This window comes from Neoaquamicrobium sediminum, assembly GCF_040970315.1.
Taxonomy (GTDB): domain Bacteria; phylum Pseudomonadota; class Alphaproteobacteria; order Rhizobiales; family Rhizobiaceae; genus Aerobium; species Aerobium sediminum.
Genome location: NZ_JAZHFV010000012.1, coordinates 34,644 through 57,767, shown reverse-complemented (window position 1 = coordinate 57,767; position 23,124 = coordinate 34,644). Strand labels below are relative to the sequence as shown.

The following is a 23,124-nucleotide window of genomic DNA, read 5'->3' as shown; positions in this document are numbered from 1 at the left end:
GCGTAAGCCTCCGGCGAGGTCCGCAGCCGCCTCGGATCATCAGCGCGCCTGACTGCGGCTTTTCTCGAAGCCGGCCTTGCCGAGAGCGCGGCGTCTGGCGAGCTTTTTGATCCGGGTCTGGATTTCGTCTTCAGCAGCATGTGCGGGATCGAACGGGCGGCCGTGCCAGCGTTTGAGTTCGCGATGCTGCTCGTGTTTGGAATCGGTGATCGCGTCGAGGAACAATTCGAAGCCGGGGATGCCGCCGACATTTTCGGGTGGCGCGCGGCCGGCACCGTCGATGTAGTGGGGATACTCGACAGCGGGATCGGCGTCGGCGATTGCCTCGATGGTGATCGTGTGCCGCCAGTCGTCACCGAAGTCGTAGGTGTAGGCCAGTTGCGTGATGCCGCGATCGACCAGCGTTCCGAGCCGCGTCGTCTTCGCCGAGTAGGTTCTGTCGCGCAGGCTGTCCCATTCGGGCTCTGGAATGGCGTAGCGCTTGCCGTCGGCACGGAACTCGAACAGGTGATAGTCGTCGAACGGCATTGCCGCCTGGATGACGTCGTGCAAGGCCTTGAGCGTTGCCGTCAGCGGCACCTCGGCGCGCCGCCATATGGCGGGTTGCCAGTCATCGAGTTGGATCATGATGCGGGCGATGCGATCGGCGTGGCTCATGCCACCAGTCTTGCAGATTGCGCCGTCCAGTTCCACGGCAAGAGATCACTCAGCCGGCCCTGCGGCGTATCGGCGATGCGGGCGAGCACATCGGCGAGCCAAGCCTGCGGGTCGACATCGTTGAGCTTTGCCGTGCCGATGAGGGTATACATGACGGCCGCACGCTCGGCACCTCGTTCGGAGCCGGCGAAGAGCCAGGACTTTCTGCCGAGGGCGAGACCGCGCAGCGCCCGCTCGGCTGCATTGTTGGTCAGGCAGATGCGCCCGTCTGCGAGGAAACGGCTGAACCCCTCCCAGCGCCTGAGCATGTAGTCTATAGCCTGTGCGGTGGGCGCGTGACGCGACAGCTTGGCCCGCTCGTCACGTATCCACTCTTCCAACTCGGCGACCAGCGGCGCGCTCCGCTCCGACCTGATGGCGAGGCGCTCCTCCGTGGGCAGTCCGTTGATGTCGCGCTCAATGTCGAATAGCAGATCAATGCGTTTGACGGCCTCGAAGGCGATCGGTGAGATCGGCGGCGCGGTTTTTCCCCGACGCGCATTGGCGGCGATGTCGGCAAGCACGAAGAACTTGCGCCGTGCATGGCTCCAGCAGAGCGCCTCCGTCACCGGTCCGGGCTTCCGGTCGGGGAGGTAGAGCCCGTTGTAGCCGGCATAGGCATCGGCCTGCAGAATGCCGGTGAACTGCCTCAGGTGCCGCTCGGGATGATCGCCCGACCGGTCGCGCGATGCGTAGAACAGGGCTGCCGGTGGTGATGCCCCGCCGAAGGGGCGATCGTCGCGGACATAGACCCAGGCCCGGCCGGTGGTCGTCTTGCCTTTCGCCAGGATCGGCACCGTGGTGTCGTCGCCGTGAAGCCGCTCTGCCTTCAGCACATGGTCTTCGATCAGGGCGTGAAGCGGACGCAGCACCGCCGCGCACGCGCCGACCTGATCGGCCAGCGTCGACAGGCTCAGATCGACGCCCTCGCGGGCATAGCGCTCACTCTGCCGGTTCAGCGGCTGGTGCTGGCCGAACTTCTCGAACAGCACCATGGCAAGCAGGTTCGGGCCGGCGAAGCCGCGCGGCGTCACGTGGAACGGCGCCGGCGGCTGGCTGATCGCCTCGCACTGCCGGCACGAGAACTTCTCGCGCACCGTCTGGATCACCTTCCACTGGCGCGGGATCACCTCCAGCGTCTCGGTGACGTCCTCGCCCAGCTTCGACAGCCTGGTCGAGCCGCAGCAAGCGCAGCTCTCGGGAGCGGCGATCACGACGCGCTCGCGCGGCAGGTGCTCCGGGAACGGCTTGCGCGATGGACGACGACGCTCGAACGACTTCACCGTCGTGGCGCGCGACGCGTGCTCCACCGCCAGTTCGTCTTCGGTTGCGTTCGCCTCCAGATCCTCGAGCTGCAACTCCATCTGCTCGAGCAGCCTGGCCTTGCGCTCCGAGCGGCTGCCGTAGAGCTCGCGCCTGAGCTTCTCGATCTCCAGCTTCAGTCTTGCAATCAGCGCCTAGGTCCCGGAGCTGACCGCCGCCGCACGGGCGGCAAGCGCTTCGGCCTCGACGCGCGCGGCGCGCTCCGCGAGGATCATCGCGTGGGCGGCGGCGAGGTCGGAAGGGAGCGATTCAGCGGTGGACACAGGGCGATGGAATCATATCCACCACCATGTGCAAGGCCAAAATCGTCAGCCTGTCGCCGTCGGCCGCCAGGTCTTTTGCGGCATGCGCCAGTCGATGCCTTCGAGCAGATAGCCGAGTTGGGCCGGCGTGATCGTGACCGCGCCGTCGGCCGGCGACGGCCAGATGAAGCGGCCGCGCTCGAGCTTCTTCGAGAACAGGCAGGCGCCCTGGCCGTCGTGCCACAGAACCTTGATCCGATCGCCGCGGCGGCCGCGGAAGACGAACAGGTGACCATTGTGCGGATCACGCTTCAGCGACTCCTGCACCACCAGCGCCAGGCCCGGAAAGCCCTTCCTCATGTCGGTGTGGCCAGTCGCCAGCCACACCCGCACGCCGCTGGGAACCGGAATCATCGGGACCCGAGCGCGTCCAGCACGCGCCGCAGCGCCTCGGCATCCACGTCGCGATCGACACGGACACGGCGCCCGCCGCCAAGCTCGATCTCGATGATGCCGCTCTTGCGGCGACTGCGGCCGGGAGACGCCGATGGCACCGCCGCCTCAACGGCGGGCGGTATGGCAGCGGCAGGAACGATCTCGACCGGGACCAATTGCGATGAACCGGTATCGACCCGATCGCACAGCTCCTTGCGCCATCGAAAGAGCTGGCTGACGTGAATGCCCGCCGATCGCGCGACTTCCGAAACCGACACGCCAGGCTCAAGCGACGCCGCGACCAGGCGCTCCTTCTCCTCACGCGACCAGCGGCGGCGTCTCTCGACCGACGTGATCACCTCCACCCGCGGCATCGTCATAGGGCTACTCCTAGGATTATCCCTAGGACTTCCGACGTTCGCCCTCAGCCCGCAAGGCGGCCTTCACCGGAGGGGTACGATACAGCTCGCGTACTTCAGCGTTTTTAAGGCCCCCGCTGCAGACGTGCCTATGAATGCGGCAGGTACGGATCCCCGCGTTAGGGTCTCCGGCTGCAATGGCCTTATGTCGGGGCCGCCCGCTCAAATCTCGCTTCGCTCGCCGAACCCGCGCGAACGGGCCTTTGTGCCTGCTAGCTGGCAGACTTTGTCGGCTTGCGCATCATCCGACACTGCAGCGTGGCTTAAGCGAGGAATAGGACTAGCATTGCAAGTCCGATTACGAGAGGGATGGCGAACCAGATGGCTTGCTTGCCAATCCGCCCTCTGATCAGGGCGGGAGCAACTCCCAACGTGCCGACAGCAGTCAAGATCAACCCTGCGACGGTATACAAAGCAACCGATTGCATCTACTGGCTCTCCAAATCCAGGTGACCTCCGGTCCTAGCGGCGTGGCGCAATCGATTTTAAGCGAAATGGCTTTAGTGAAGGGTGCCTGACTGCACGTCTTCATCTGGAAATCCATTCTCCAGATAGACCCTCAATCCGTACTTCTGGATCGACGCCAGAACCTCGGCCAACGCAGCTTCATCAGTCTCGAAAGGATCGTCATAGACCGTTGAGGCGTTCTCTTCGTCTACGACTTCCAGAATCCAACCAGCATCACTCTCGCGCCGGTAGATCTCGACATCGATGTAGGTGCCGTCACCTTCAATCCGTTGGCCCAGTGGTGAATAGGTGATGCTGGGTACGGCTTCGTTCGTCATGAGGTCCCTCGATTCAACGGCCAAATCTGACGGAGCGCGGAGCAAAGGACAAGGGTGCCGCTCACCCACACCGCTCTGCTTGCGTTTGACAGCCGCCTTGAGCGCAGCGTCGCTAGAACGATGGCGGTCGGGCTGAATTGGTGCTTTCTGGCATCATACCGAACCTTGAGGCAGCCAAAGAGCGAGCGTGCACAGATGGATCAAACGTCGAACAGCGGTCCCGACGAGCGGCACTTCGACATTGCCCAACACTGGGCCATGGAACTGACACGCCGGCGCAGCGTGACGGGCACTTCCGGTGAGGTGGATTTCGCGGAATGGCTGGCGCACCGGCTCATGGAAAGTGACTGTTTCGGCATTCGGCGAGACGTGTGGACCTTCCCCGTGGCCGACGGGGATGCGCGTCAGTGCGTCGCGATGTTGTTGCGCCGTGGGGGCCGGCGAACAGTAATTCTGACCGGTCACTACGATACAGTTTCGATAGACGACTACGGTGACCTCAGCGATCTTGCAACTGAGCCGCAAGAGCTTGCAGTCGCCATGCGCCAGAGGCTTGCCAATCCGACAACGGCTGCCGCGCAGAGGGCGGAATCCGATCTAGCCGCGAATGCATTCCTACCGGGCAGAGGTCTTCTTGACATGAAGGCCGGCTTGGCAGCCGGTCTATCGGCCATAGCAGCCCTGGCTACTGAAGCTTCGGGTTCAGGCAACGTGCTTTTCATCGCGGTTCCAGATGAGGAAAACGGCTCAGCAGGCGCTCGACGCGCCGCGCAGCTCCTGCCAGAGATCGCACTCCGACACGATCTCGACATCGCAGCCGTCATTAATCTGGACGCCATTGCCGACGATCAGGAGGGGCATGACGGTCGCGTGATCGCGCTGGGCACCGTAGGCAAGTTGTTGCCAACCGCTCTCGTCATTGGAACGCCTGCCCATAGCGGTTTTCCCTTCAACGGCATTAATGCGGGCGCACTCGCAGCGGTCATCGCAGCGCGAGTGGAGTGGGCGGAGGAACTGACGGAGACGCTTTCGACGGGTGCCGGGGCACCGCCGAGCCTACTCAGCTTGCGGGACGGGAAAACATCCTATGACGTCACAACGCCGGCAACGGCTTTCGCATACTTTAATGTCCTCACTTACCGGAGGACACCCATCGAGGTTCTGACCCGGTTCGATGCGCTTTGCGCAGAAGCCCTGGCCCAGGCTTTGGGAGAGCTACGGGCACGGGCCGTTGGGATCGCAGGCACCAAGGACGCACCCCTCCTGCCGGGTTCGATCCCAATCTACAACTACGAGGATGTGGCGGCCGCGGCGCGAAAACGTCAGCCAGGAAACGACACGCTGATGACGGAGAAGGCGCGCACCCTGGCGACGCAGCACCTGTCGTTGCCAGAAAGCTGCCGGCTGATGACGGAGCATGCCTGGCGTCTGAGCGGCCTGGCGGGTCCAGCCGTCGTAACAGGCTTCGGTTCGGTTCCGTATCTTTCGACACAACTTTCGAGCCGCGACAATGCGAGGCATTTGCGGACCGTCGCCGTTCGCGCCGCGAGGCACAGCGAAGCGCGCTATGGTTGCGTCGTCAGATGCGTCGACTACTTTGCTGGGATCTCTGACATGAGTTTCTTTGGAGAAGCAGACGAATCTAACCTGAACGTCGTCGGCCGTAACACACCATTGTGGGAACAGGTCGTACGCTGGCCCGGTAGCGATGGCATCGCCAACGTTCCCACCATTAACATTGGACCGTGGGGTCGCGACTATCACACGCCGCTCGAGCGGCTGCACACCGGCTATGCATTTGACATTCTCCCGAGACTTCTCGCAGATGTCGTGAGTGACGTTCTCAACGGCTAGGCCTGCTGCCGGCAGATCCTGCGTGGATCAGATCCTCCGCTTCGGGAGGAGGTCGAAAGCGTTCCCCGAACCTGCTTAGGTGGATAAATAAGCAGGGTGCGCGCGAGCGCAGCATTCCGATATTTTGGACCGCTCGTCCATCACAATATCCACGCAGCCAATCGGTGAAAGCCGGGACTAAGGATCGGGCGGTGCCATAGTGGCCGCGTCGACCGCACACAAAGCCTGCGGTTGTCGGCAAGCTTCAGCGGTCTGTGCCGCATGCGCGTGAGAACTGTGATCTGGCGCTTCAAGGATGAATCGGACGCACACAGCAATCGGCGCCTGTCTGACGTCAGGAGGTTGATCGCTTTTGCCACGATCATGGTTCACTCCGCCCACATTACGGCTCTAAACCTTTGGCGGTTTGACGGGCATTCCACTATGCCAAACTGGTCGATTTTACTTTTGCGTTTTGCTGCTCCCGGCCTAGGCCGTTAACCGCTGCTTCACCATCGCTTGGCATCATTGTCTTCGCGGATGAGTACTGAGTGCCGCATCTCAGATAACAAGCCCCGCTGGTTCCAGCTAGCGGGGCTATTATGGCCCAGCTCATGAGGCGATCCCATCCATCTTCATGTAGTTAAATGTACTGGATTATTTTGCCTGAGGCGAATCAACTCATTGCCTGACACTGGCCTGGCAGTTTCTTCTGGCTCGGATGAAATCTCTTCCACCACCCGGCTGCGGTGTGCGCTATCATCTGTGCGATCACTCGGCTGATTGCCAATCCGCGTTCGGTCCCTCGTCTGGTCGGCAGCACCAAGGTACCAAGCTTGGTGCTGCGCGCGAAGCATGAGTTGGCTAACCTTCACTGCGCGATGAGCTGCCGCTACGAGCGACGATTGAAGCGGTGAACATGTAGCCCACGCCATAGACAACCTTGATTGGCGCCGGGAGATTGGTGCGGGACTCGATCTTGCGGCGCAGTCGGTTGACGACTGCGTCAAGGTGCCGGTTGTCAAATGTCGATCGAGGACGCGCCATGATCTCGACCAGTTCTTCGCGATGGCAAACCTGGCCAGTCCGGCTGCACAGAAAATTCACGAAGGCGAACTCTGCCGCGGTTAGCGTGAGTGCCCGCTGACTGGGCGCGGTCAGAATCCAGCCGGTGCTGTCGAGGACCCATTGTTCGTCATTGCCAGTCCAATTGGGTAGATCGGCTGTGCGGCGCAGCAGGCTGCGGATCGCCGCCTCGATCTCGCGCAAAGTGCTGTCCTTGACGAGATAGATATCGGCGCCGCTGTCGAAGCCACGGATCCGGTCGTCGCTGTCGCCGAGCGCCGTCAGCATGATAATGCCGCATGGGTGGTCGCGACGGATCTCGGCGGCGAGGTCGAACCCGTTGCCGTCCGGTAGTCCGACATCAAGGACCACGACTGCCGGCCTGCAGCCCCCGCACAACTCTTCCCGTAAATCACGGGCTGTTGCTACGCCAGAAGCCTCAAGACCGCTCAGGTGCAGAAAATCCACCAGATCCGTGCGCAGCCGGGGCTCGTCTTCGACGATAAGAATGTGGGTCATGCCGTTATCTTGTCCGGGCGAGGTTGGGTCGCGTCTACAGCGGGCAGCGGCAACGCTGCTGTTGCCGTCATCCCTTGATCGACGTTGGCAACCAGCTGCAGCGTGCCACCATGATAGGCAAGCAGCTTGCGCGAGGTGTATAGCCCAAGCCCTGTTCCGCCGCGCGCCGCAGCGTTGGAGGCGCGGAAAAAACGTCGCCCGATCTTGTGCTGCTCGTCCTCGGGTATGCCGATGCCCCGATCGCGCACCTGAATGATCAAATCACGGTCCCGCCGTCGTACGTCGACCTCGACCGGCTCATCTGAAGGCGAGTATTTGAGGGCGTTATCGATGAGATTGATGATGATGGTCGTCAGCATCTCAGGATCCGCCACCAGTAAGGTCCGCTCGTCATCCACGGTGAGCTTCAGGCGGTGTTCCTGCTCTGTCATTCTCAAATGCAGCCTCAGGTCGAGCAACACCGAGGCGAGCGTTATATGCTCGGGTTGAAACCGGCTATCCCGGTCGTCCGACATGAAGCGGTTGATGAGGGAAAACAGCCGGTTCAGCGCGTCGCGGATACCGGCGATACGTTCGCGCGTCGCATCAGGGGATTTGTCGCCGACGAGCCCGATCATCTCGGTTGCGTTGCGGATGATGGCAAGCGGTGTGCGGAACTCGTGGCTGACGACACGCATGAAATCGGCCTGCTCCTCGCGCAGCGCCCGTTCAGCCTCCAGGCTCGCACTCAATTTTGTTTCCAACCTTCGACGCTCGTCGATTTCACGTGAGAGGGCTTCGTTCTTCTCGCGCAAATCCGTCGACAGGCGGGTGCTGACCATGAAGAGGACGCAAGCAAAGAAGGCGATCTGGAACAGTGCGCCTTGCATCAGATACCAGGCGTTATGATCGGCCAGCACGAAGGCCGAGCCGGATACGGCTCGTCCTTGCTCGATCACGCTCTGCATGAGACTGGCGATCATGTATTCGAGCAGGATGCCGATCGTGATCCAGCGCAGCAGCTGCGGCTGCGTCCTGTCGCGTAAAAGCGCAAGGCACATGATCGACATCATGATCACCGTGAAGACGGTCGAAAGGTGGATTCGGATGGCTACGTTGCCAGGATCGACCCTCACCGCGATCGTCCAAGTCGCGAGCTGAAAAACCAGCAGCGACACACCAGCCCACGTGTAGCGCGGTTGTCCCAGGAAACGGGCAAGCCCTTCGGCGAGAAGGACAAGGCCGATCTTGATCACGAGATTGACGAGCACGATGCTCCATCCGGCCGGCTCCATGCCGCGTACGATCATGAGAAACAAGCCAAGCGCGATCGCGGCGAGGCCTGCTGCAAGAAATCTGAGTTCGTAGAGATGGCGCCAGGCTAGCCAGACAAACGTCCAGGCGACCGCCTGCAAGCAAGCGATCGCGAAGGTGACCACAAGGACCGTTTTGAGATCAAGCATCCCCGCGCATTCGTACCGCCCTTGCGGCCCTCCGCTGCATCAGTTCCGAGCTTTGCAGGAGTTGCGTGGAGAGGCAAGTCACGGCCGCAAGTGCAAGAATTGGTTAGAATTCACTAGAATTGGTCGATGGATTCAGTGGGTGTTCAAAAGCTACCTTAGGTGGATTTCATGCGGCACTGACAACCTTCCTAGGGCCAACGTTGCCTGGGAGATGTCGACTTTGAGAGGAATTGCCGGCGCTTTGCCTTGAGGGGGCATTGGGTCGTGGTTCCTGCAACGCGCACACGCCGCACGAGCCACATCAACCGTCTGCGGGACGGTTCTTTAGGTCGGGGGCGAAGATGGCCAGTTCAAGCGTTCTGTTCGCGAATGCGGTCACTGCTGGACGCAGTGAAACTGGATCGATCTCGCGCCTGTCACGGCTCATGCTGCTCTTCATCTTCCTGTTTGCCGGGCTGGGGGTCACCACTCCGGCAAGCGCACAGACGGCCACCGTCACGTGGGATTCCGGGTTCGTTATGGTGCACGGTGGCCCGAGCGGATTCGTGTCGAACGGCGACCTGGTGGACGTCGGAACGACACTCACCTTCGATTTCAATTTTCCGACCGGATGGACGTATGGGTCTGAACCTAGCGGCTGCAATATCGTTCACGGCAGCGGTGATAGCTGGCAGGCGACCATCACGGAAACATGTCATGTGGCAGGCTACGAAACCCCAATCATGGTTATGGGTGTGGGGCCGACCGAACTGGTGGAAGGGGAGTTCGGGTTTTTCGACGTGATGGCGAGTGGAGGCGACAGCCCCTTCACTGTAACGCTGGAGTCTGGCGCGGTCCCGACAGGCATGACCTTTAGTGGTGGAACTGTGTCGGGTATGCCCAGCGAAGAAGGAAGCTTCACCTTCACGGCCAGCGCAACAAACGGGTACGGCCACTCTGGATCGCAAACCTTCACGCTCACCGTCGTCGGTCCCAGCGCCGGTGCTCCTACCATCGCCAACATCTCGCCAAGCAACGGCGCCGCTGAGGGCAACACGAGTGTAGTCATCACTGGCACTGGCTTTACGGGCGCGACCGGCGTCAGCTTCGGAGGCGATCCAGCCTTAAGTTTCGCTGCCAACAGCGACACGCAGATCACGGCCGTGACGCCCCCACACGCGCAGGGCCCTGTCGATGTGGAAGTCGTCACACCCGGCGGCAGCGTTACTGCGTCCGATGGGTTCACCTATGACGCCCCGGTGGAGTTGTTTTTGTCAATTGGCGACGTCTCCGTGTTGGAGGGTGATTCCGGCGTCACCACAGCCATGTTCACCATACAGCTCGACCAGCCTTTGCCGCAGTTTCGATCGGTGACGTTCGATATCGCCACAGCTGACGGCACTGCCACCGGGGGGGACGACTACCAGATTAGCAGTGATACTGGCGTCAGCTTTGGTTCGCTCAATGCCGTTGTATCGTACAGCATACAGATCTACGGCGACACGCTCGATGAAGCGGACGAGACCTTCTTCGTGAACGTCACAAACGTTTCGGGCGCGACGGTGGTCGACGCACAAGCTGTAGGCACGATCCTGAACGATGATGCGAGCGGGCCGACAATCACTGACGTTTCGCCAAGCACTGGCGCGCCCGGCACGATGGTGACCATCACAGGCGCTGGCTTGACGGGCGCCTCGGGTGTTCATTTCGGCGGTGTGGTCTCTGCTGATGTGACGGCGGTCAATGACAGTACGGTCCTCGCCGAGGTGCCTGCGCACCCGGGTGGGGTTGTGGACGTTGAAGTTTTTGCGGCCGCGGGGACAGCCACCGCGCCGGCAGCATTTACTGTCGAAAACAGCCCACCAACCGCGAATCCAGTCTCCGCTACGGTCGCCTATGGCAGCAGCAACAACCCGATCACATTGAGCATAACCGGCATGCCAGCCAGCTCGGTCGACGTTGCCACGGCTCCCGCACACGGCGCTGCCAACGTTTCCGGTATGTCGATCACCTATTCTCCGACCTCCGGCTATGCCGGCCCGGACACCTTCACCTATACCGCCACCAATGCCGGCGGCACCTCCTCGCCGGCGACGGTAACAGTTACGGTTTCCCCCCCGACGATCATCTACATGCCAACCAACCCGTCCGCCGGCACCGTGGGCGTCCTTTACAGCCAATCCATCGCGAGCGGCGCGAGCGGTGGTGCTACTCCGTATGATTATGCCCAGGTTTCAGGAACGATGGTGCCCGGGTTGACGCTGGCGGCGGACGGCAGCTTGAGCGGCTCGCCCACGACTGCTGGAACGTTTACGTTTGGTGTGGTTGCGATTGACAGTAGCACGGGCACTGGGCCGTTCAGTTCGCCGCCAGTTGATGTTTCTGTAACGATCGCTCCGGATGCTCCGACAATTACCGGCATCTCGCCTTATGCAGGGCCGGACACCGGCGGCACGACGGTGACGATCACCGGCACCAATCTGACGGGTGCAACAGCCGTCATGTTCGGCGGCACACCCGCAGCAAGCTTCTCAATTGACAGCGACACGCAGATCTCGGCGGTGACGCCCGGAGGGCCGGCCGGTGCGGTCGAGGTCGCTGTGACGACGCCGGGCGGCAGCGCGACGGAGGTCGTTGGTTTCACCTACACGTCATCGGCTCTTATTACCTGGGACACGGGTGCTGGATTTGTAGCCCTTGCTTTTGACTCCGGCACGAGCATCGATAATGGCGACGCCGTGCCCGTTGGAACGCCGTTTCATATCAATATCCATCCAAGCGGCGCGAATACCTACAGCAGCCCGCCGAGTGGCTGCGGCATTAGTCATGCATATTCCGATACCTGGGCCGGTACCGTCACCGAAACCTGTCACATCACCATAGCGGTCGAGGAGATAGAGGTCTCCCCAGACACGCTCGGCGATGGGGTTGTCGGAGAGACCTACAGTCAGACGGTAGCGGCAACCGGCGGCTATACGGGCTTTTTCTATTCGTCCGCTGATCTCCCCGCCTGGCTCACTCTCGACGGTGACACCGGCGATCTTTCTGGGACTCCACCGGCACTTGGCGCCGTTAACTTCACGGTTCGGGCGACAACCAGAGACTATAGCCTTCACTGGACGGAGAGAACCTACACGCTGGCTGTCTTGCCTCCGGCGCCGACGATCACCGGCATTTCGCCGGACACCGGCCCGGCGGCCGGCGGCACGACGGTCACCATCACGGGCACGAACCTGACCGGTGCGACCGGTGCAAACGCCGTCACGTTCGGCGGCGTGGCGGCGACAAGCTATACGGTCGACAGCGACACGCAGATCAGGGCGGTGACGGCGGCGGGATCGACTGGCGCGGTGGATGTTGCGGTGGCGACGCCGGGTGGCACGGTCACGGAACCCGATGGCTTCACCTATCGAGCGCCGGCTCCCAATCCTTATTTGGTGACCGTCTCGGATGGCACCTACACTGCGGGTGAAACCATACTCTTCAATGTCTATTTTGATGATGTTGTGGTGGCTTCCGGCAATCCCCGATTGCCGATCGATATCGGCGGAACGACTCGATATGCGGACTACGATGTTCATAGTGGCGTCGTCGTAAGGTTCAGGTATGTGGTGCAGGCTGGCGATCTCGCCCCGTCCGGTATCGGCCTTGGCCCATCCATCCTCGTGAATGGGGGGACTATCGAGAGCACCGACGGGACCGCCGCCAATCTTACGCTCAACGGCATACCCGACCTGAGCGGCGTGATCGTCGATGCCGTGGCGCCGACGGCGATCTCCAGCGCGGTCAGCGGCAGCCCGGCACCGGACGCGACGTCAGCCCTTTTCGACGTGACGTTCTCCGAGCAGGTGAACGGGGTCGACCAGTCGGATTTCGTGCTGACAACAGCTGGTTCTGCCGTGGGCGAGATCGCCGGCATCGGCACCGCGGATGGCGTGACCTACCATGTCAACGTCACCGGCATATCCGGTATGGGCTCGCTGCGCCTCGATGCTCGCGCGAATGGATCGATCACCGACTTGGCCGGCAATCCGATGACAGTGCCGTTCGCAGCAGGGACGCCCTGGACGCGCGGCGGCTCGACCGATGTGACGCTATCCAACCTGGCAGCAAGCGCCGGTACGCTCGCTCCCGCGTTCGATCCGTCGGCAACAGCCTATGCTGTTGCCGTGGACAATGCGACCGACAGCATTACGCTGACGCCAACGGCAGCAGATGCCAATGCGACAATCGCCGTTGACGGACAGGCAGTGGCGTCCGGCAGCGCCAGCCAGCAGATCGCGCTGGCAGTGGGTCCGACGCCAATCGCAGTGGTCGTGACCGCTGAGGACGGCGCCACTACGCAGACCTACACGGTCACGGTCACCCGCGCGGCTTCCGCCGATGCGACGCTTGCGGGCCTTGTACCGAGCGCCGGCGCACTCGATCCGGCATTCGCCCCGGCAACGGCGGATTATGCCGTTGCCATCGACAACGCGACGGACAGCATCACGCTGACACCGACTGTGGCTGAACCCAATGCGACGGTCACGGTCGATGGGCAGACGGTCGCTTCCGGCAGCGCCAGCCAGTCGATCGCGCTGGCGGTCGGCACGACGGCGATCCCGGTCGTGGTGACTGCGCAGGACGGCACGACGACCCAGGCGTACACGGTCACGGTCACCCGCGCGGCTTCCGCCGAGGCGACGCTTGCGGGTCTTGTACCGAGCGCCGGCTCACTCGATCCGGTATTCGACCCGGCAACGACGGATTATGACGTTGCCGTCGAAAACGGGACGGACAGCATCACGCTGACGCCGACAGCGACGGAGGCCACAGCGACGATCGCCGTTGACGGACAGACGGTCGCTTCTGGCAGCGCCAGCCAGTCGATCGCGCTGACGGTTGGGTCGACCGCCATTCAGGTCGTCGTTACTGCCGCGGACGGTACGACCACCCGTGCCTATACCGCCACTGTCACCCGCGCGGCGTCTTCCAATGCGAGATTGGCGAATCTGGTGCCAAGTGTCGGTACGCTCGATCCCGCTTTCGACGCCGGCAGTTTCGACTATGCGATTGGCGTTGCCAACGCCGTCGATAGCATTGCACTGACGCCGACAGCCGATGACGCTGAAGCAGCGATTACCGTCAACGGGGAAAGTGTGGCGTCCGGCAGTGCCAGTCAGGCGATTGCCTTGTCTGTCGGCTCAACGGCGATTCAGGTCGGCGTCACCGCCGAAGATGGCACCACGACCCGAACCTATACGGTCACGGTCGAGCGGGCGCAGCCCGTGCCGACGGTAATCTCCCGCGCGATCGAAGTCGATGCGGGCGACACGGCATCCGTAGACCTTGCCGAGGGCGCCACAGGAGGCCCGTTCACGGGGGCCGCGATCGTCGATCTATCCAATGCCGAGGCCGGCACGGCCCGCATCGAGCGCGACGGCCAGACCTACCAACTGATCTTTGCCGCGAGCGCCACCTACGCGGGTGAAGCCGATCTACGCTTCACGCTTTCCAACGCTGCCGGAACGTCGGCGCCCGGAACGATCGCGTTCACCATCGTCGGCCGGCCCGACCCTGCGCAGGACCCGGAGGTGGTGGGACTGCTGACTGCCCAGGTCGATGCCGCCAAGCGCTTCGCGCAGGTGCAGACACGCAACTTCAACGACCGGCTGGAACAATTGCATGACGAAGGAGACCGGCGCACGAACAGCATGAATCTGCGCCTCGGCTACAATGCGGAAGAAAGCCGCGGCGACCGTGAAATCCAGCAGCTTGTCGAACGGGCCCATGAGAAACCGGGTGTCCTCGGCTATGCGCCGCATGATACCGGCGCGTCTAAAAGCGGCGCATTCGCCTCGGATGAGAAGGCCACTTCGTCCGCATCCGGCAACGGTGGAGGACCGGATCTCGGACCCTTCGCGGTCTGGACCGGCGGTTACGTCAATTTCGGCGAGAGCGACGATGGCGGACTTGCCCTCGATCACACGATGGTCGGGGTCAGCGCCGGGATCGACTATCGGTTCTCGAAGAAGTTCATCGGCGGCTTCGGTGTCGGCTTCGGCCGTGATCGAACAGATGTCGGCGCCAACGGCACGCAGAGCACTGGCCGTGCCTACAGCGCGGCTGTCTACGGCAGTTACAAGCCGCTCGACAATTTCTTCCTGGATGGCCTCATTGGTGGAAGCTGGCTCGATTTCGACAGCAGACGGTTTGTCACCGCGAACGGCGACTTCGCCAACGGCACGCGCTCGGGACACCAGCTTTTCGGTTCGCTGACCGCGGCCTACGAGTTCCGCGACCAGGCCTTGCTGGTCTCGCCTTATGGGCGCGTCGAGATGTCCCGTACCTGGCTCGACGGCTTCACCGAAGAAGGCGGAGGCGACTTCGGGCTGCGCTACGGAGACCAGAGCATCGATACGGTATCCGGCGTCATCGGCCTTCGCGCCAAATACGCCTTCAAGACGGGCTGGGGCACACTGACCCCGGGCGCGCGCGTTGAGTACACGCACGATTTCGCGGGATCGAGCCGGATCAGCATGGGCTACATCGACATGGAGCGATTGCCGTACTGGCTGGATATCGAGGCATCCAACCGAAGCTATGTGACGCTGGGCCTGTCGCTCGACGCCGAGCTCCCGCAGGCCTGGACACTGGGCTTCGACTACCGCACGGCGTTCGGAAACGACACGCAGGAACACGCGATCGGCCTGGAACTCGCCAGGCGGTTCTAGGCATCGACAATCGATAATGAAGTTCAGTGGCTAAATCCGGAGGCCAGATTCCTTTTGACCTAAGCACCCGCGCGGGACCGCTGGTGCCGGGCCATCTTGAGCGCCGGAGAGTGCGACTTGGGAGCGGATTTCCAAACTCAGATGATACGGATAAACCGATCGGATGTGAGCTCCTCCGGGAGCAAGCATCATCCCAAAAAATCGAAAAGAGTCGCCGCCTAGTCAAAGACGCCGTATATTTTGCACAAGAATTGTGCAATTCGATATGGCAAGGTAACCTGAATGACCGCGGCCACAAAAGTTTCCATGCCTGACGAATCCTTGGTGCTGTCCTACATGGATCGGACTGGAAGGATCGCGGTCAATAAGCTCGCAGACGAGTTTGGGATGTCCAAGACCCAGCTTGCCGAGGCCGCGGGGCTTGCGCGAGAGACGCTTTATCGTGCCCAGCGCAGCCATGCTCCCAAAACGCAGGGGCGCCTTCGTGAAATGCTGGAGATCATCAGCCGCGTGACGGAGTGGGCCGGCGGCAAGGAGCAGGCCATGGCCTGGTATCGCGCCCAGCCCTTGCCGGCATTCGGCGGCCGGACTGCCGAGGCCCTGGTCAAGGAAGGCAAGGCTGCAGCAGTTCGGGACTATCTCGATCACATGGCTCTTGGCGGATTTGCGTGAGATTCTTAGGGACATGCTACCGAGCGCATGATCCGCGATGGGCACTCAAGCCGATGTCGGGGGATGGCGCAGCAATCAGGGGCGATTGCTTCAACCCCAAGGGAGTGCCGGCCTTCTATCTCGGCTTGAGCATTATGACGGCGGTCAAGGAACCCAGTCTGGGCTTTGCGCATCGAATAGATTCCTGCGTGCTATGTTCTTACGAAATCGATTGGGGGCAGGATCTGCCGCACAAGGTGAGGGTCTTCGATCCGAGTGGCCGGCTACCGAAGGACCAGTTGTCTTGGCGCTGAGGTGTTGCAAATTCCCGGGGCAGGGGAGGGGCCTTTTGCCAACCTACACGGCAATGCCGCAACGGGCTCAGCTACCTGGTTCCCGCCGCTCGATGTCCCGCCGCAGCACAATCAGCGTCGTGAGGTTCTGCACACTCGGATGCGCGGAAATGTTGTCACGCAGGGTGTTCAGCTGGTCAATCGAAGCCACCTCGACTTCGACCACCAGGTCGAGCTGGCCGGTGACCGACGACACCCGTCGCACCTCCGCGTAGCGCGCCAGTTGGTCGAGCACACCGATTGATGGCGTAGATACCAGCGTCATCAGCAGGAACGCCGAAACCAGCTTGGTATCCATTAGTCCGATATCGGCGCGATAGCCGCGTATGACGCCGCTCTTTTCAAGGGCGGCGACGCGGCCGCTGGTGGCACTTCGTGACAGCCCGACACGCCCAGCCAACGTTTTTAGCGGGATGCGGGCCTCCTGAGAAAGAATTGCCAGAATGGCTCTGTCCTTGGCATCGAGTTCGTTCATGGCGAGGTTTCGATCCGCGTCGTTAAAATGCTGGTCCAGGTCGTCATAGTGTCGGTGCAACCGACGCTTTGCCGGATGCCGAACTTTTCGGCTCGTGCCAAGCTCCAGTAATGACAATTTTGGATTGCCCATGACCGACGTGACTCATCCCGCGCCCGCATTTTCCCTTAGAGAAGCCGCCCAGTTGGCTATGGATAGGTTTGGCATCGGTGGTCGTGTCACAGTCCTGGATAGTGAGCGCGACCAGAATTTCAAGCTCTCACACGATGACGGCTCGCAGTGGATCCTCAAGATTGTCAACGCCAGCGAACCAGTTTCGGAGTGCGAGTTCCAAGTCGCATTGCTTGACCATCTCGCGCGAAACAACCCCGATGTCGCCGCACCCCGACTGACGATCTCGCAAAACGGCACGCCGCTGGCCGACGCGATAAGTGATGCCGGCGAACGTCACGCGGTCCGCCTTGTGACGTGGTTGCCCGGACTGCCCATGGCCATGTCAGGGCGAACCCCTGCGCTTCTCGAAAATCTTGGCCGTGCGCTTGGCCGACTTGACAGTGCACTTCAGGGCTTCATCCATCCTGGCGCATTGCGTACGTTCGACTGGGACATCCGGGAAGCCGGTGCGGCGCGTCAGCGTCTCCACCATGTCTCTGATGTGGCGGATCGTGCGCTTGTGCGTGGCCTGCTCGATCATTTCGATGCCGCGGTTGCGCCGCGTCTTGCGGGTTTGCGTGCCCAGGTCATTCATAACGATGCCAATGACTGGAATGTCCTCGTCGACGAGGACAACCATGAGCGCATCGCCGGCATAATCGATTTCGGCGACGCGCTTTACTCACCTCTGATCGCTGAGGTGGCCGTTGCCTGCGCCTACTCCATTCTCGATGTCGAAGACCCGATCGGCGCTGCTGCAACCTTGGTTGCCGGCTTCCACGCCGAGTATCCGCTGCGCGAGGAGGAGCTCGACGTCCTGTTCGACCTCATCGCAATGCGCCTGGTAATCTCCGTTACGCTGTCGGCGGAGCGCAAGGAGAAGTCCGCCGACAATCCCTATCTTGCTATCTCCGAGGCCCCGGCCTGGCGGCTGCTCCGCCGCTTTGGCGCCATGAACCGCAGGTTCGCCACGTCCATCCTACGCAACGCCTGCGGATTCGAAGCTACACCGGGCGCCCGGGCCGTAGTCGCCTGGATCGAGGCCAACAGGAAAAGCCTTGCGCCGGTCCTCGATCGTCACCCGGCAACCCAGGTCAAGGCGCTGGTGCCCTACGGCGATCCGGCCCATCCGATGACCGTCACCTCGGCCGCCCGGCAGCCCGACAAGGCCACCGCCTGGTGGGACGCCTGGTGTGCCGAACACGGCATCGAACTTGGCATCGGCCCATGGGGTGAGGCGCGCACGGTTTACACGTCCGATATCTTCTGTTCGCGTTTCATCGAGGGCGCCCGCCGGGTCCATCACCTTGGCCTCGACCTGTTTTTGCAGGCTGGCACAAAAGTCTACACGCCGCTCCCCGGCACCGTCAGAAGCGTGGAAATCGAGGAAGACCCACTCGGCTATGGCTGTCTCATAGAACTGGAACACAGACCTGACGGCTGCCCGCCCTTCGTCACACTGTGGGGCCACATGGCACATGAGGCGATGGCGCGCCTAACGCCGGGCGAGAAGCTGCAAGCCGGCGCGCTCGTCGGCGAAATGGGAGCGCCAGTGGAAAACGGAGGGTGGGCGCCGCACCTGCACCTCCAGATATCGACCGACCTCAATCTCTCCGCCCGCGATATACTGGGTGTCGGCGAGGCGCGATATCTCAATGTTTGGGGCGAGCTGTTTCCGGATGCAGCAACGCTCGCCGGCATACCCCCCGAGACCTTTGTTCAGACAGGTCGGACGCGCCCCGAGATCGTCGCCGCGCGCAGGACGTCGCTCTTGCCTAATCTGTCGATCTCCTATTCCGAGCCGATCAAGTTCGTGCGCGGCGAGGGCGCCTGGCTGATCGACGACCGAGGCCGCGCCTATCTCGACTGTTTCAACAATGTCTGCCATCTCGGCCACGCCCACCCAGACATAGTCGAGGCCATCTGCACCCAATCAGCGAGGCTCAACACCAACACGCGCTACCTGCACGACGCCGTTGTCACCTACGCCGAGCGGCTGACAGCAACCTTACCGGAGGGCTTGTCGGTCGCCTCATTCGCCTGCTCCGGCAGCGAGGCCAATTCGCTCGCGCTGCGCATGGCACGCACCATGACCGGGAGTAATGATGCGCTGGTGCTCGACTGGGCATATCACGGCACCACCCAGGAACTGATCGACCTCAGCCCGTACAAATACAAGCGCAAGGGCGGCAAGGGCAAGCCGGCGCATGTCTTCGAGGCGGCCATTCCCGATAGCTACCGTGCGCCGTTGGACTGGCCGGTGGAGGAGTATGCCTTACGCTTTGCCGAAAGCATTGGCGAACAGATCGAAACGATGCGCAAGCAGGGCCGCGCGCCAGCCTTCTTTATCGCGGAATCCATCCCCAGCGTCGCTGGCCAGGTCATTCTGCCCGAGGGTTACCTCCGCGAAGTCTACAGGATGGTCCGCGCTGTTGGCGGTTTATGCATCGCCGATGAGGTGCAGGTCGGCTTCGGTCGTGTTGGCAGCCACTGGTGGGCTTTTGAGATGCAAGGCGTGGTTCCCGACATTGTCACCATGGGTAAGCCCATAGGCAACGGCCACCCGATGTCGGCGCTGGTCACCACGCGCGAGATCGCCGATCGGTTCAACAATGGCATGGAATACTTCAACACTTTCGGCGGCAACCCGGTGTCGTGCGCTGCGGGTCTTGCCGTGCTCGACGTTATCGAGCGGGATCGCCTTCGCGACAACGCCGCCGCGATCGGTGCCTACCTCGTCGCCCGTTTCAGGGCGATGCAACAGCGCTATGAGGTCATCGGCGACGTCAGGGGGCAGGGCCTGTTCCTCGGTATCGAGCTGGTTAACAACCGCAAAACGAAGGAGCCTGCCACTGCCTTCGCCCGCAAGGTCAATGAGGGGGCCAAGGTGCGCGGCGTCTTGATCGGCACCGAGGGACCGCAAGACAACGTGCTTAAGATGCGTCCGCCAATGGTCTTCAGCCGTGCTGATGCGGATCATCTTATTGAAGTGTTAGAGGACACTTTCGCCATGGTATCAGCCGAAGGCGCTTAGCAGGCCCGTGCAGTATTCGCGCGCGTTGCGACATGTCACTTCCCGTCAGGGCGTTTATTCTGCCCCAAGGTATCTGCGTTCCAATCCCGATCATGCGCGAGAGGTATTCCTCACAGGTTTCCCGTTATTCGGTAGTTCATTCTGGGAGCCCCATCGAAACGGTGCCAAATGAACCAGCATGATAGATAAGAGGCTTCCGTGACGTGTAATGGGCAATATCGCGAATCACGCCTACGATGATCGTGTGGGTGCCGCCATCGAAGATTCGGTCAACAATGCAGCGCGCGTGGCGCTTGCCCGCCGTCTTGCCGTGATCACGCACGCAATGCTGCCTGACGGCACTTTGTTCGAAGCATGAGGTGAGGTAGATTCCATATGCCAGCGGTGAAGCCGGAAAGCTGATCCGAGGGCGGTGTCCCGAGAGGGAACGCAGGGACGAACGATCTGCGAAGATAACCAGATGGGCCAACGAGCCCGCTTTGAGTCAATGCAACGTTCGGCCTTGTGAAACCCGATACAGCACGACAGCTGCTCGCAGCCGTCAGTGCGGACAGATCCTTGAAACCCTCAAGGGAAACACCGCAAGCTCTGCAAAATACAGATCTGGACCCTAGCAAGTGGTCGTCGTCGGCGACCGTATCTGCAATTGTTTCGCCATCTGTTAGCCACCGATCGATTTCATTGCCGACGGGGCGAGGGGCGTGGCGACCCGCAGTCCGGCACGGGCGGCGCGAAGTCCTCACAACCGCAGCACTGTGTCGGTGGGACTGACAGAATCAACGCCACCAGTTCCGCTTGCCTTTGCACACCGGTCTTGGAAAAGATATTTCGCAGATGGAATGCGACGGTCGTACCCGAGATCGCCAACCTGTCTGAGATCTGGCTGCGGCGCAACCCTTCGGCCAACAAACACGCGACCTGAGCTTCCATCGGCGTTAGGCTGAACAACTGGCCAAGGGTCGCAGTGTCGATAGGAGGCTTGCTGCCTGTGCCGCTCAGTATCAGCATGGCGACCGCCTCATCATGGTGCGAGTGCGCTGGCAGCGACATCCCGATAACCATGAGATGGCACCCATCGTCCAAGCGCAACCCGGTCGGGGCCATCCCTTTACCCGGGGCCAACCCTGAGATTAACGCGGACAACTTCCGGCCATCTTCGCCGCTGGCGGTAATACGCCCACTCAGCGAGATCCCTGCCGCGTCCGATAAGCTTTGGGCCATAGGGTTGACATGGACTACGCCGCCATTGGCATCGAGCAGCACCACGCCAAGAGCCAGACGGTCGAGGGCGGCCAGGCCGGACCGGTCTCCCGGAATTGCGCGCAACCTTTGCATCCGGTTCAGGCGCGCTTCAACGGTGGCACGAAGCAGGTCGTAGTCAATCGGCTTGGTCACATAGTCGTCGGCCCCCGCCATGCGCCCATCGATTACCTGCTGGCGTGAGGCCAGGGCAGTCAGAAAGACAAAGGGCACGTCATCAAGATCGTGTCTTGTCTGGCGCAAATGGGACATGAACCTCTTGCCGTCCATGCCGGGCATTAGGATGTCACAGAGGATCAGATCGGGGCGCTGCCTTTCCAAACAGGCCAGCGCCTCGCGCACATCTCCGGCGGCGCTCACGATGTAACCGGCCTCGTGCAGTTCGAAGGCGATGTCGTCTCGCAGGGATGGTTCATCCTCGACACACAGGATCAGTGGCGCGGTCATGCGGCGTCATCCTTCGGTAGATAAAGCGCGGCTGTCAGGCCTCCCTCGTCATGCGGCGTCAAGGTCACGTCTCCTCCCTGTATTCGGGCCAGATCGCGCGCAAGCGTCAGCCCCAACCCGGAACCGGGCAAAGTCTCGTGCCCGCTGCCTCGGTAGAACCTGTCAAAAGCACACTCAATCTCTTCGGGCGACATACCCCTCCCTCTGTCCTCGATCCGACAGACGATGCAGTCCCGCGACTGAAAAACACTCACATCGACGCGGCAATCGGGTGGAGAATACAAAAGCGCATTGCGCAGGAGGTTGGACAGGATTTCGGCAGTCAACATCGGATCGCACAGCGCGACAGTTGGTTCTGTTTGCACCGACTGCCGGATACGGGCCGGGTCGCGGTTCCACGCCGTCGCCATCAGGTCAACAATGACTGAAGATACCAGATCGCTTAGGTCATGGGCGCGCAGGCTAGGAAGAACCGCATCGCGTTCCAGCCGGGACATCATCAATGCGGTATCTGTCAACTTCACGAGCCGCGCGACCGCCTCACGGGACACCGCCGCCTTTTCTGAAATCAGTTCTGGTGGAACCGGGCCGCCGCTGCGCCGCGTCAGGCGGTGCATCGCGCTGTCGATTACGGCTAGCGGCGTGCGGAACTGATGGGCAATCAGGTCGGCGAACCGGCGGTGGTTCTCAGAGGTTTCGCGTTCGCGTTCCAGATCGCTGGCGAGCTTCTCAGCCCGCAGGTAGTCCAGCTGTCCGCTCATCAGCTGCCTCTCACGATCAATCAGGATTGCCACCAGCCCCAATCCCGCTACAGCAGCCCCCAGAATAGACAACAGCGCAAGCAAATGCAGGTGCCTCAGACTGTCTAGGCGCGTGGCCTGGCTCTGCCATTCATGGGACATCACCAGACTCGCTTTGGCCCTTAGGGCAGCGACCAGCGCCATGACATGCGCCCGCAGCCCGGCCGGATCGACACCTTGCGCGGGGTCAAGCGCCAGTAGCCCACTGCGCCAGCCCGCAAGCGTTTCGAAGACCCCTGCTTCCTCGAGAAAGCGACGTTGCGGCCCATCGTCCAAGAGCGTCAGTCGTGAAACCAGTACGTCAAAGCGAGTCTGGATCTGTTGCGGCGCAACTTCATCCGAAAGCGCCAGCGCAAGGTTCAAGGCCTCTATCTGCGTCTGGCCAAAGACCCAGATCATGTTCTCGGTTGCGGCAATCCGCATCTGGCGTTCCAGCACGACAAGCTGCCACGCAGCCAGCCCCAGCAGGCCCAGGCAGATCGCCACCAGCCCACCAA

General features: G+C 61.7%; 15 protein-coding genes and 1 pseudogene. 6 read left to right on the top strand and 10 right to left on the bottom strand.

The features are described from left to right. Window positions 1-39 precede the first annotated feature (39 nt). The 5 genes and pseudogenes from V1479_RS24030 to V1479_RS24010 form a co-directional block, all read right to left on the bottom strand. Entirely contained in the window at window positions 40-657 is a 618-nt protein-coding gene (locus tag V1479_RS24030) for a plasmid pRiA4b ORF-3 family protein (RefSeq protein WP_368805084.1), read from the bottom strand. Further along, window positions 654-2,234, bottom strand: a pseudogene (gene tnpC, locus V1479_RS24025) (IS66 family transposase). The gene V1479_RS24030 and the pseudogene tnpC overlap by 4 nt, the downstream one beginning before the upstream one ends. Before the next feature lie 93 nt (window positions 2,235-2,327). Then, complete coding sequence (gene tnpB, locus V1479_RS24020; protein WP_368805083.1) at window positions 2,328-2,675, bottom strand: IS66 family insertion sequence element accessory protein TnpB; 348 nt, start codon at window positions 2,673-2,675, stop codon at window positions 2,328-2,330. Beyond that, entirely contained in the window at window positions 2,672-3,076 is a 405-nt protein-coding gene (gene tnpA, locus V1479_RS24015; RefSeq protein ID WP_144706539.1) for an IS66-like element accessory protein TnpA, read from the bottom strand. Before tnpA ends, tnpB begins: the two co-directional genes overlap by 4 nt. 539 nt (window positions 3,077-3,615) lie before the next feature. Then, window positions 3,616-3,900 carry a hypothetical protein gene (locus V1479_RS24010; RefSeq protein ID WP_368805082.1) on the bottom strand — a complete coding sequence of 95 codons (285 nt, stop codon included), beginning with the start codon at window positions 3,898-3,900 and terminating at the stop codon, window positions 3,616-3,618. Between the two features lie 195 nt (window positions 3,901-4,095). On the opposite strand from V1479_RS24010, the gene V1479_RS24005 reads away from it, so the two are divergent. Further along, the gene (locus tag V1479_RS24005) at window positions 4,096-5,754 is read left to right on the top strand and encodes a M20/M25/M40 family metallo-hydrolase (protein ID WP_368805081.1); all 1,659 of its coding nucleotides are present in this window, start codon (window positions 4,096-4,098) and stop codon (window positions 5,752-5,754) included. A gap of 843 nt (window positions 5,755-6,597) precedes the next feature. Here the strand turns inward: V1479_RS24005 and V1479_RS24000 are convergent. Both V1479_RS24000 and V1479_RS23995 read right to left on the bottom strand, forming a co-directional pair. Beyond that, window positions 6,598-7,317 carry a response regulator transcription factor gene (locus V1479_RS24000; RefSeq protein WP_173194452.1) on the bottom strand — a complete coding sequence of 240 codons (720 nt, stop codon included), beginning with the start codon at window positions 7,315-7,317 and terminating at the stop codon, window positions 6,598-6,600. After that, window positions 7,314-8,759, bottom strand: coding sequence for a sensor histidine kinase (locus tag V1479_RS23995; RefSeq protein WP_368805080.1), 1,446 nt, complete (start codon window positions 8,757-8,759; stop codon window positions 7,314-7,316). Before V1479_RS23995 ends, V1479_RS24000 begins: the two co-directional genes overlap by 4 nt. A 341-nt stretch (window positions 8,760-9,100) precedes the next feature. Here V1479_RS23995 and V1479_RS23990 point away from each other — a divergent pair, with 341 nt between their 5' ends. From V1479_RS23990 to V1479_RS23980, 3 genes are all read left to right on the top strand, one after another. Then, complete coding sequence (locus V1479_RS23990) at window positions 9,101-15,454, top strand: cadherin-like beta sandwich domain-containing protein (protein ID WP_368805079.1); 6,354 nt, start codon at window positions 9,101-9,103, stop codon at window positions 15,452-15,454. Window positions 15,455-15,736: 282 nt separating this feature from the next. Further along, window positions 15,737-16,126, top strand: coding sequence for an antitoxin Xre/MbcA/ParS toxin-binding domain-containing protein (locus tag V1479_RS23985; protein WP_368805078.1), 390 nt, complete (start codon window positions 15,737-15,739; stop codon window positions 16,124-16,126). Continuing rightward, window positions 16,123-16,419, top strand: a complete 297-nt coding sequence (locus tag V1479_RS23980) for an RES family NAD+ phosphorylase (RefSeq protein ID WP_368805077.1) — start codon at window positions 16,123-16,125, stop codon at window positions 16,417-16,419. Before V1479_RS23985 ends, V1479_RS23980 begins: the two co-directional genes overlap by 4 nt. Before the next feature lie 67 nt (window positions 16,420-16,486). Here V1479_RS23980 and V1479_RS23975 read toward each other — a convergent pair whose 3' ends face one another. After that, on the bottom strand, window positions 16,487-16,933 hold the full coding sequence (locus V1479_RS23975) for an Lrp/AsnC family transcriptional regulator (RefSeq protein ID WP_368805092.1): 447 nt from the start codon (window positions 16,931-16,933) through the stop codon (window positions 16,487-16,489). A 130-nt stretch (window positions 16,934-17,063) separates the two neighbouring features. Between V1479_RS23975 and V1479_RS23970 the strand changes: the two genes are divergently transcribed. Together V1479_RS23970 and V1479_RS23965 are read left to right on the top strand one after the other, a co-directional pair. Then, window positions 17,064-20,120: an aminotransferase class III-fold pyridoxal phosphate-dependent enzyme gene (locus V1479_RS23970; protein WP_368805076.1), complete on the top strand. Its 3,057-nt coding sequence runs from the start codon at window positions 17,064-17,066 to the stop codon at window positions 20,118-20,120. 208 nt (window positions 20,121-20,328) lie between these two features. Continuing rightward, window positions 20,329-20,478, top strand: coding sequence for a hypothetical protein (locus V1479_RS23965; protein WP_173193772.1), 150 nt, complete (start codon window positions 20,329-20,331; stop codon window positions 20,476-20,478). A 320-nt stretch (window positions 20,479-20,798) separates the two neighbouring features. On the opposite strand, the gene V1479_RS23960 is transcribed toward V1479_RS23965, so the two are convergent. Then, complete coding sequence (locus tag V1479_RS23960; protein WP_368805075.1) at window positions 20,799-21,827, bottom strand: response regulator; 1,029 nt, start codon at window positions 21,825-21,827, stop codon at window positions 20,799-20,801. Beyond that, the gene (locus V1479_RS23955) at window positions 21,824-23,113 is read right to left on the bottom strand and encodes a sensor histidine kinase (RefSeq protein ID WP_368805074.1); all 1,290 of its coding nucleotides are present in this window, start codon (window positions 23,111-23,113) and stop codon (window positions 21,824-21,826) included. Before V1479_RS23955 ends, V1479_RS23960 begins: the two co-directional genes overlap by 4 nt. Window positions 23,114-23,124 lie beyond the last annotated feature (11 nt).

What these genes read in the sequence shown, in the direction of transcription:
- V1479_RS24030 (WP_368805084.1), bottom strand. Translation starts at nt 657, where the DNA reads ATGAGCCACGCCGATCGCATCGCCCGCATCATGATCCAACTCGATGAC.
- tnpB (WP_368805083.1), bottom strand. Translation starts at nt 2,675, where the DNA reads ATGATTCCGGTTCCCAGCGGCGTGCGGGTGTGGCTGGCGACTGGCCAC.
- tnpA (WP_144706539.1), bottom strand. Translation starts at nt 3,076, where the DNA reads ATGACGATGCCGCGGGTGGAGGTGATCACGTCGGTCGAGAGACGCCGC.
- V1479_RS24010 (WP_368805082.1), bottom strand. Translation starts at nt 3,900, where the DNA reads ATGACGAACGAAGCCGTACCCAGCATCACCTATTCACCACTGGGCCAA.
- V1479_RS24005 (WP_368805081.1), top strand. Translation starts at nt 4,096, where the DNA reads ATGGATCAAACGTCGAACAGCGGTCCCGACGAGCGGCACTTCGACATT.
- V1479_RS24000 (WP_173194452.1), bottom strand. Translation starts at nt 7,317, where the DNA reads ATGACCCACATTCTTATCGTCGAAGACGAGCCCCGGCTGCGCACGGAT.
- V1479_RS23995 (WP_368805080.1), bottom strand. Translation starts at nt 8,759, where the DNA reads ATGCTTGATCTCAAAACGGTCCTTGTGGTCACCTTCGCGATCGCTTGC.
- V1479_RS23990 (WP_368805079.1), top strand. Translation starts at nt 9,101, where the DNA reads ATGGCCAGTTCAAGCGTTCTGTTCGCGAATGCGGTCACTGCTGGACGC.
- V1479_RS23985 (WP_368805078.1), top strand. Translation starts at nt 15,737, where the DNA reads ATGACCGCGGCCACAAAAGTTTCCATGCCTGACGAATCCTTGGTGCTG.
- V1479_RS23975 (WP_368805092.1), bottom strand. Translation starts at nt 16,933, where the DNA reads ATGAACGAACTCGATGCCAAGGACAGAGCCATTCTGGCAATTCTTTCT.
- V1479_RS23970 (WP_368805076.1), top strand. Translation starts at nt 17,064, where the DNA reads ATGACCGACGTGACTCATCCCGCGCCCGCATTTTCCCTTAGAGAAGCC.
- V1479_RS23965 (WP_173193772.1), top strand. Translation starts at nt 20,329, where the DNA reads ATGGGCAATATCGCGAATCACGCCTACGATGATCGTGTGGGTGCCGCC.
- V1479_RS23960 (WP_368805075.1), bottom strand. Translation starts at nt 21,827, where the DNA reads ATGACCGCGCCACTGATCCTGTGTGTCGAGGATGAACCATCCCTGCGA.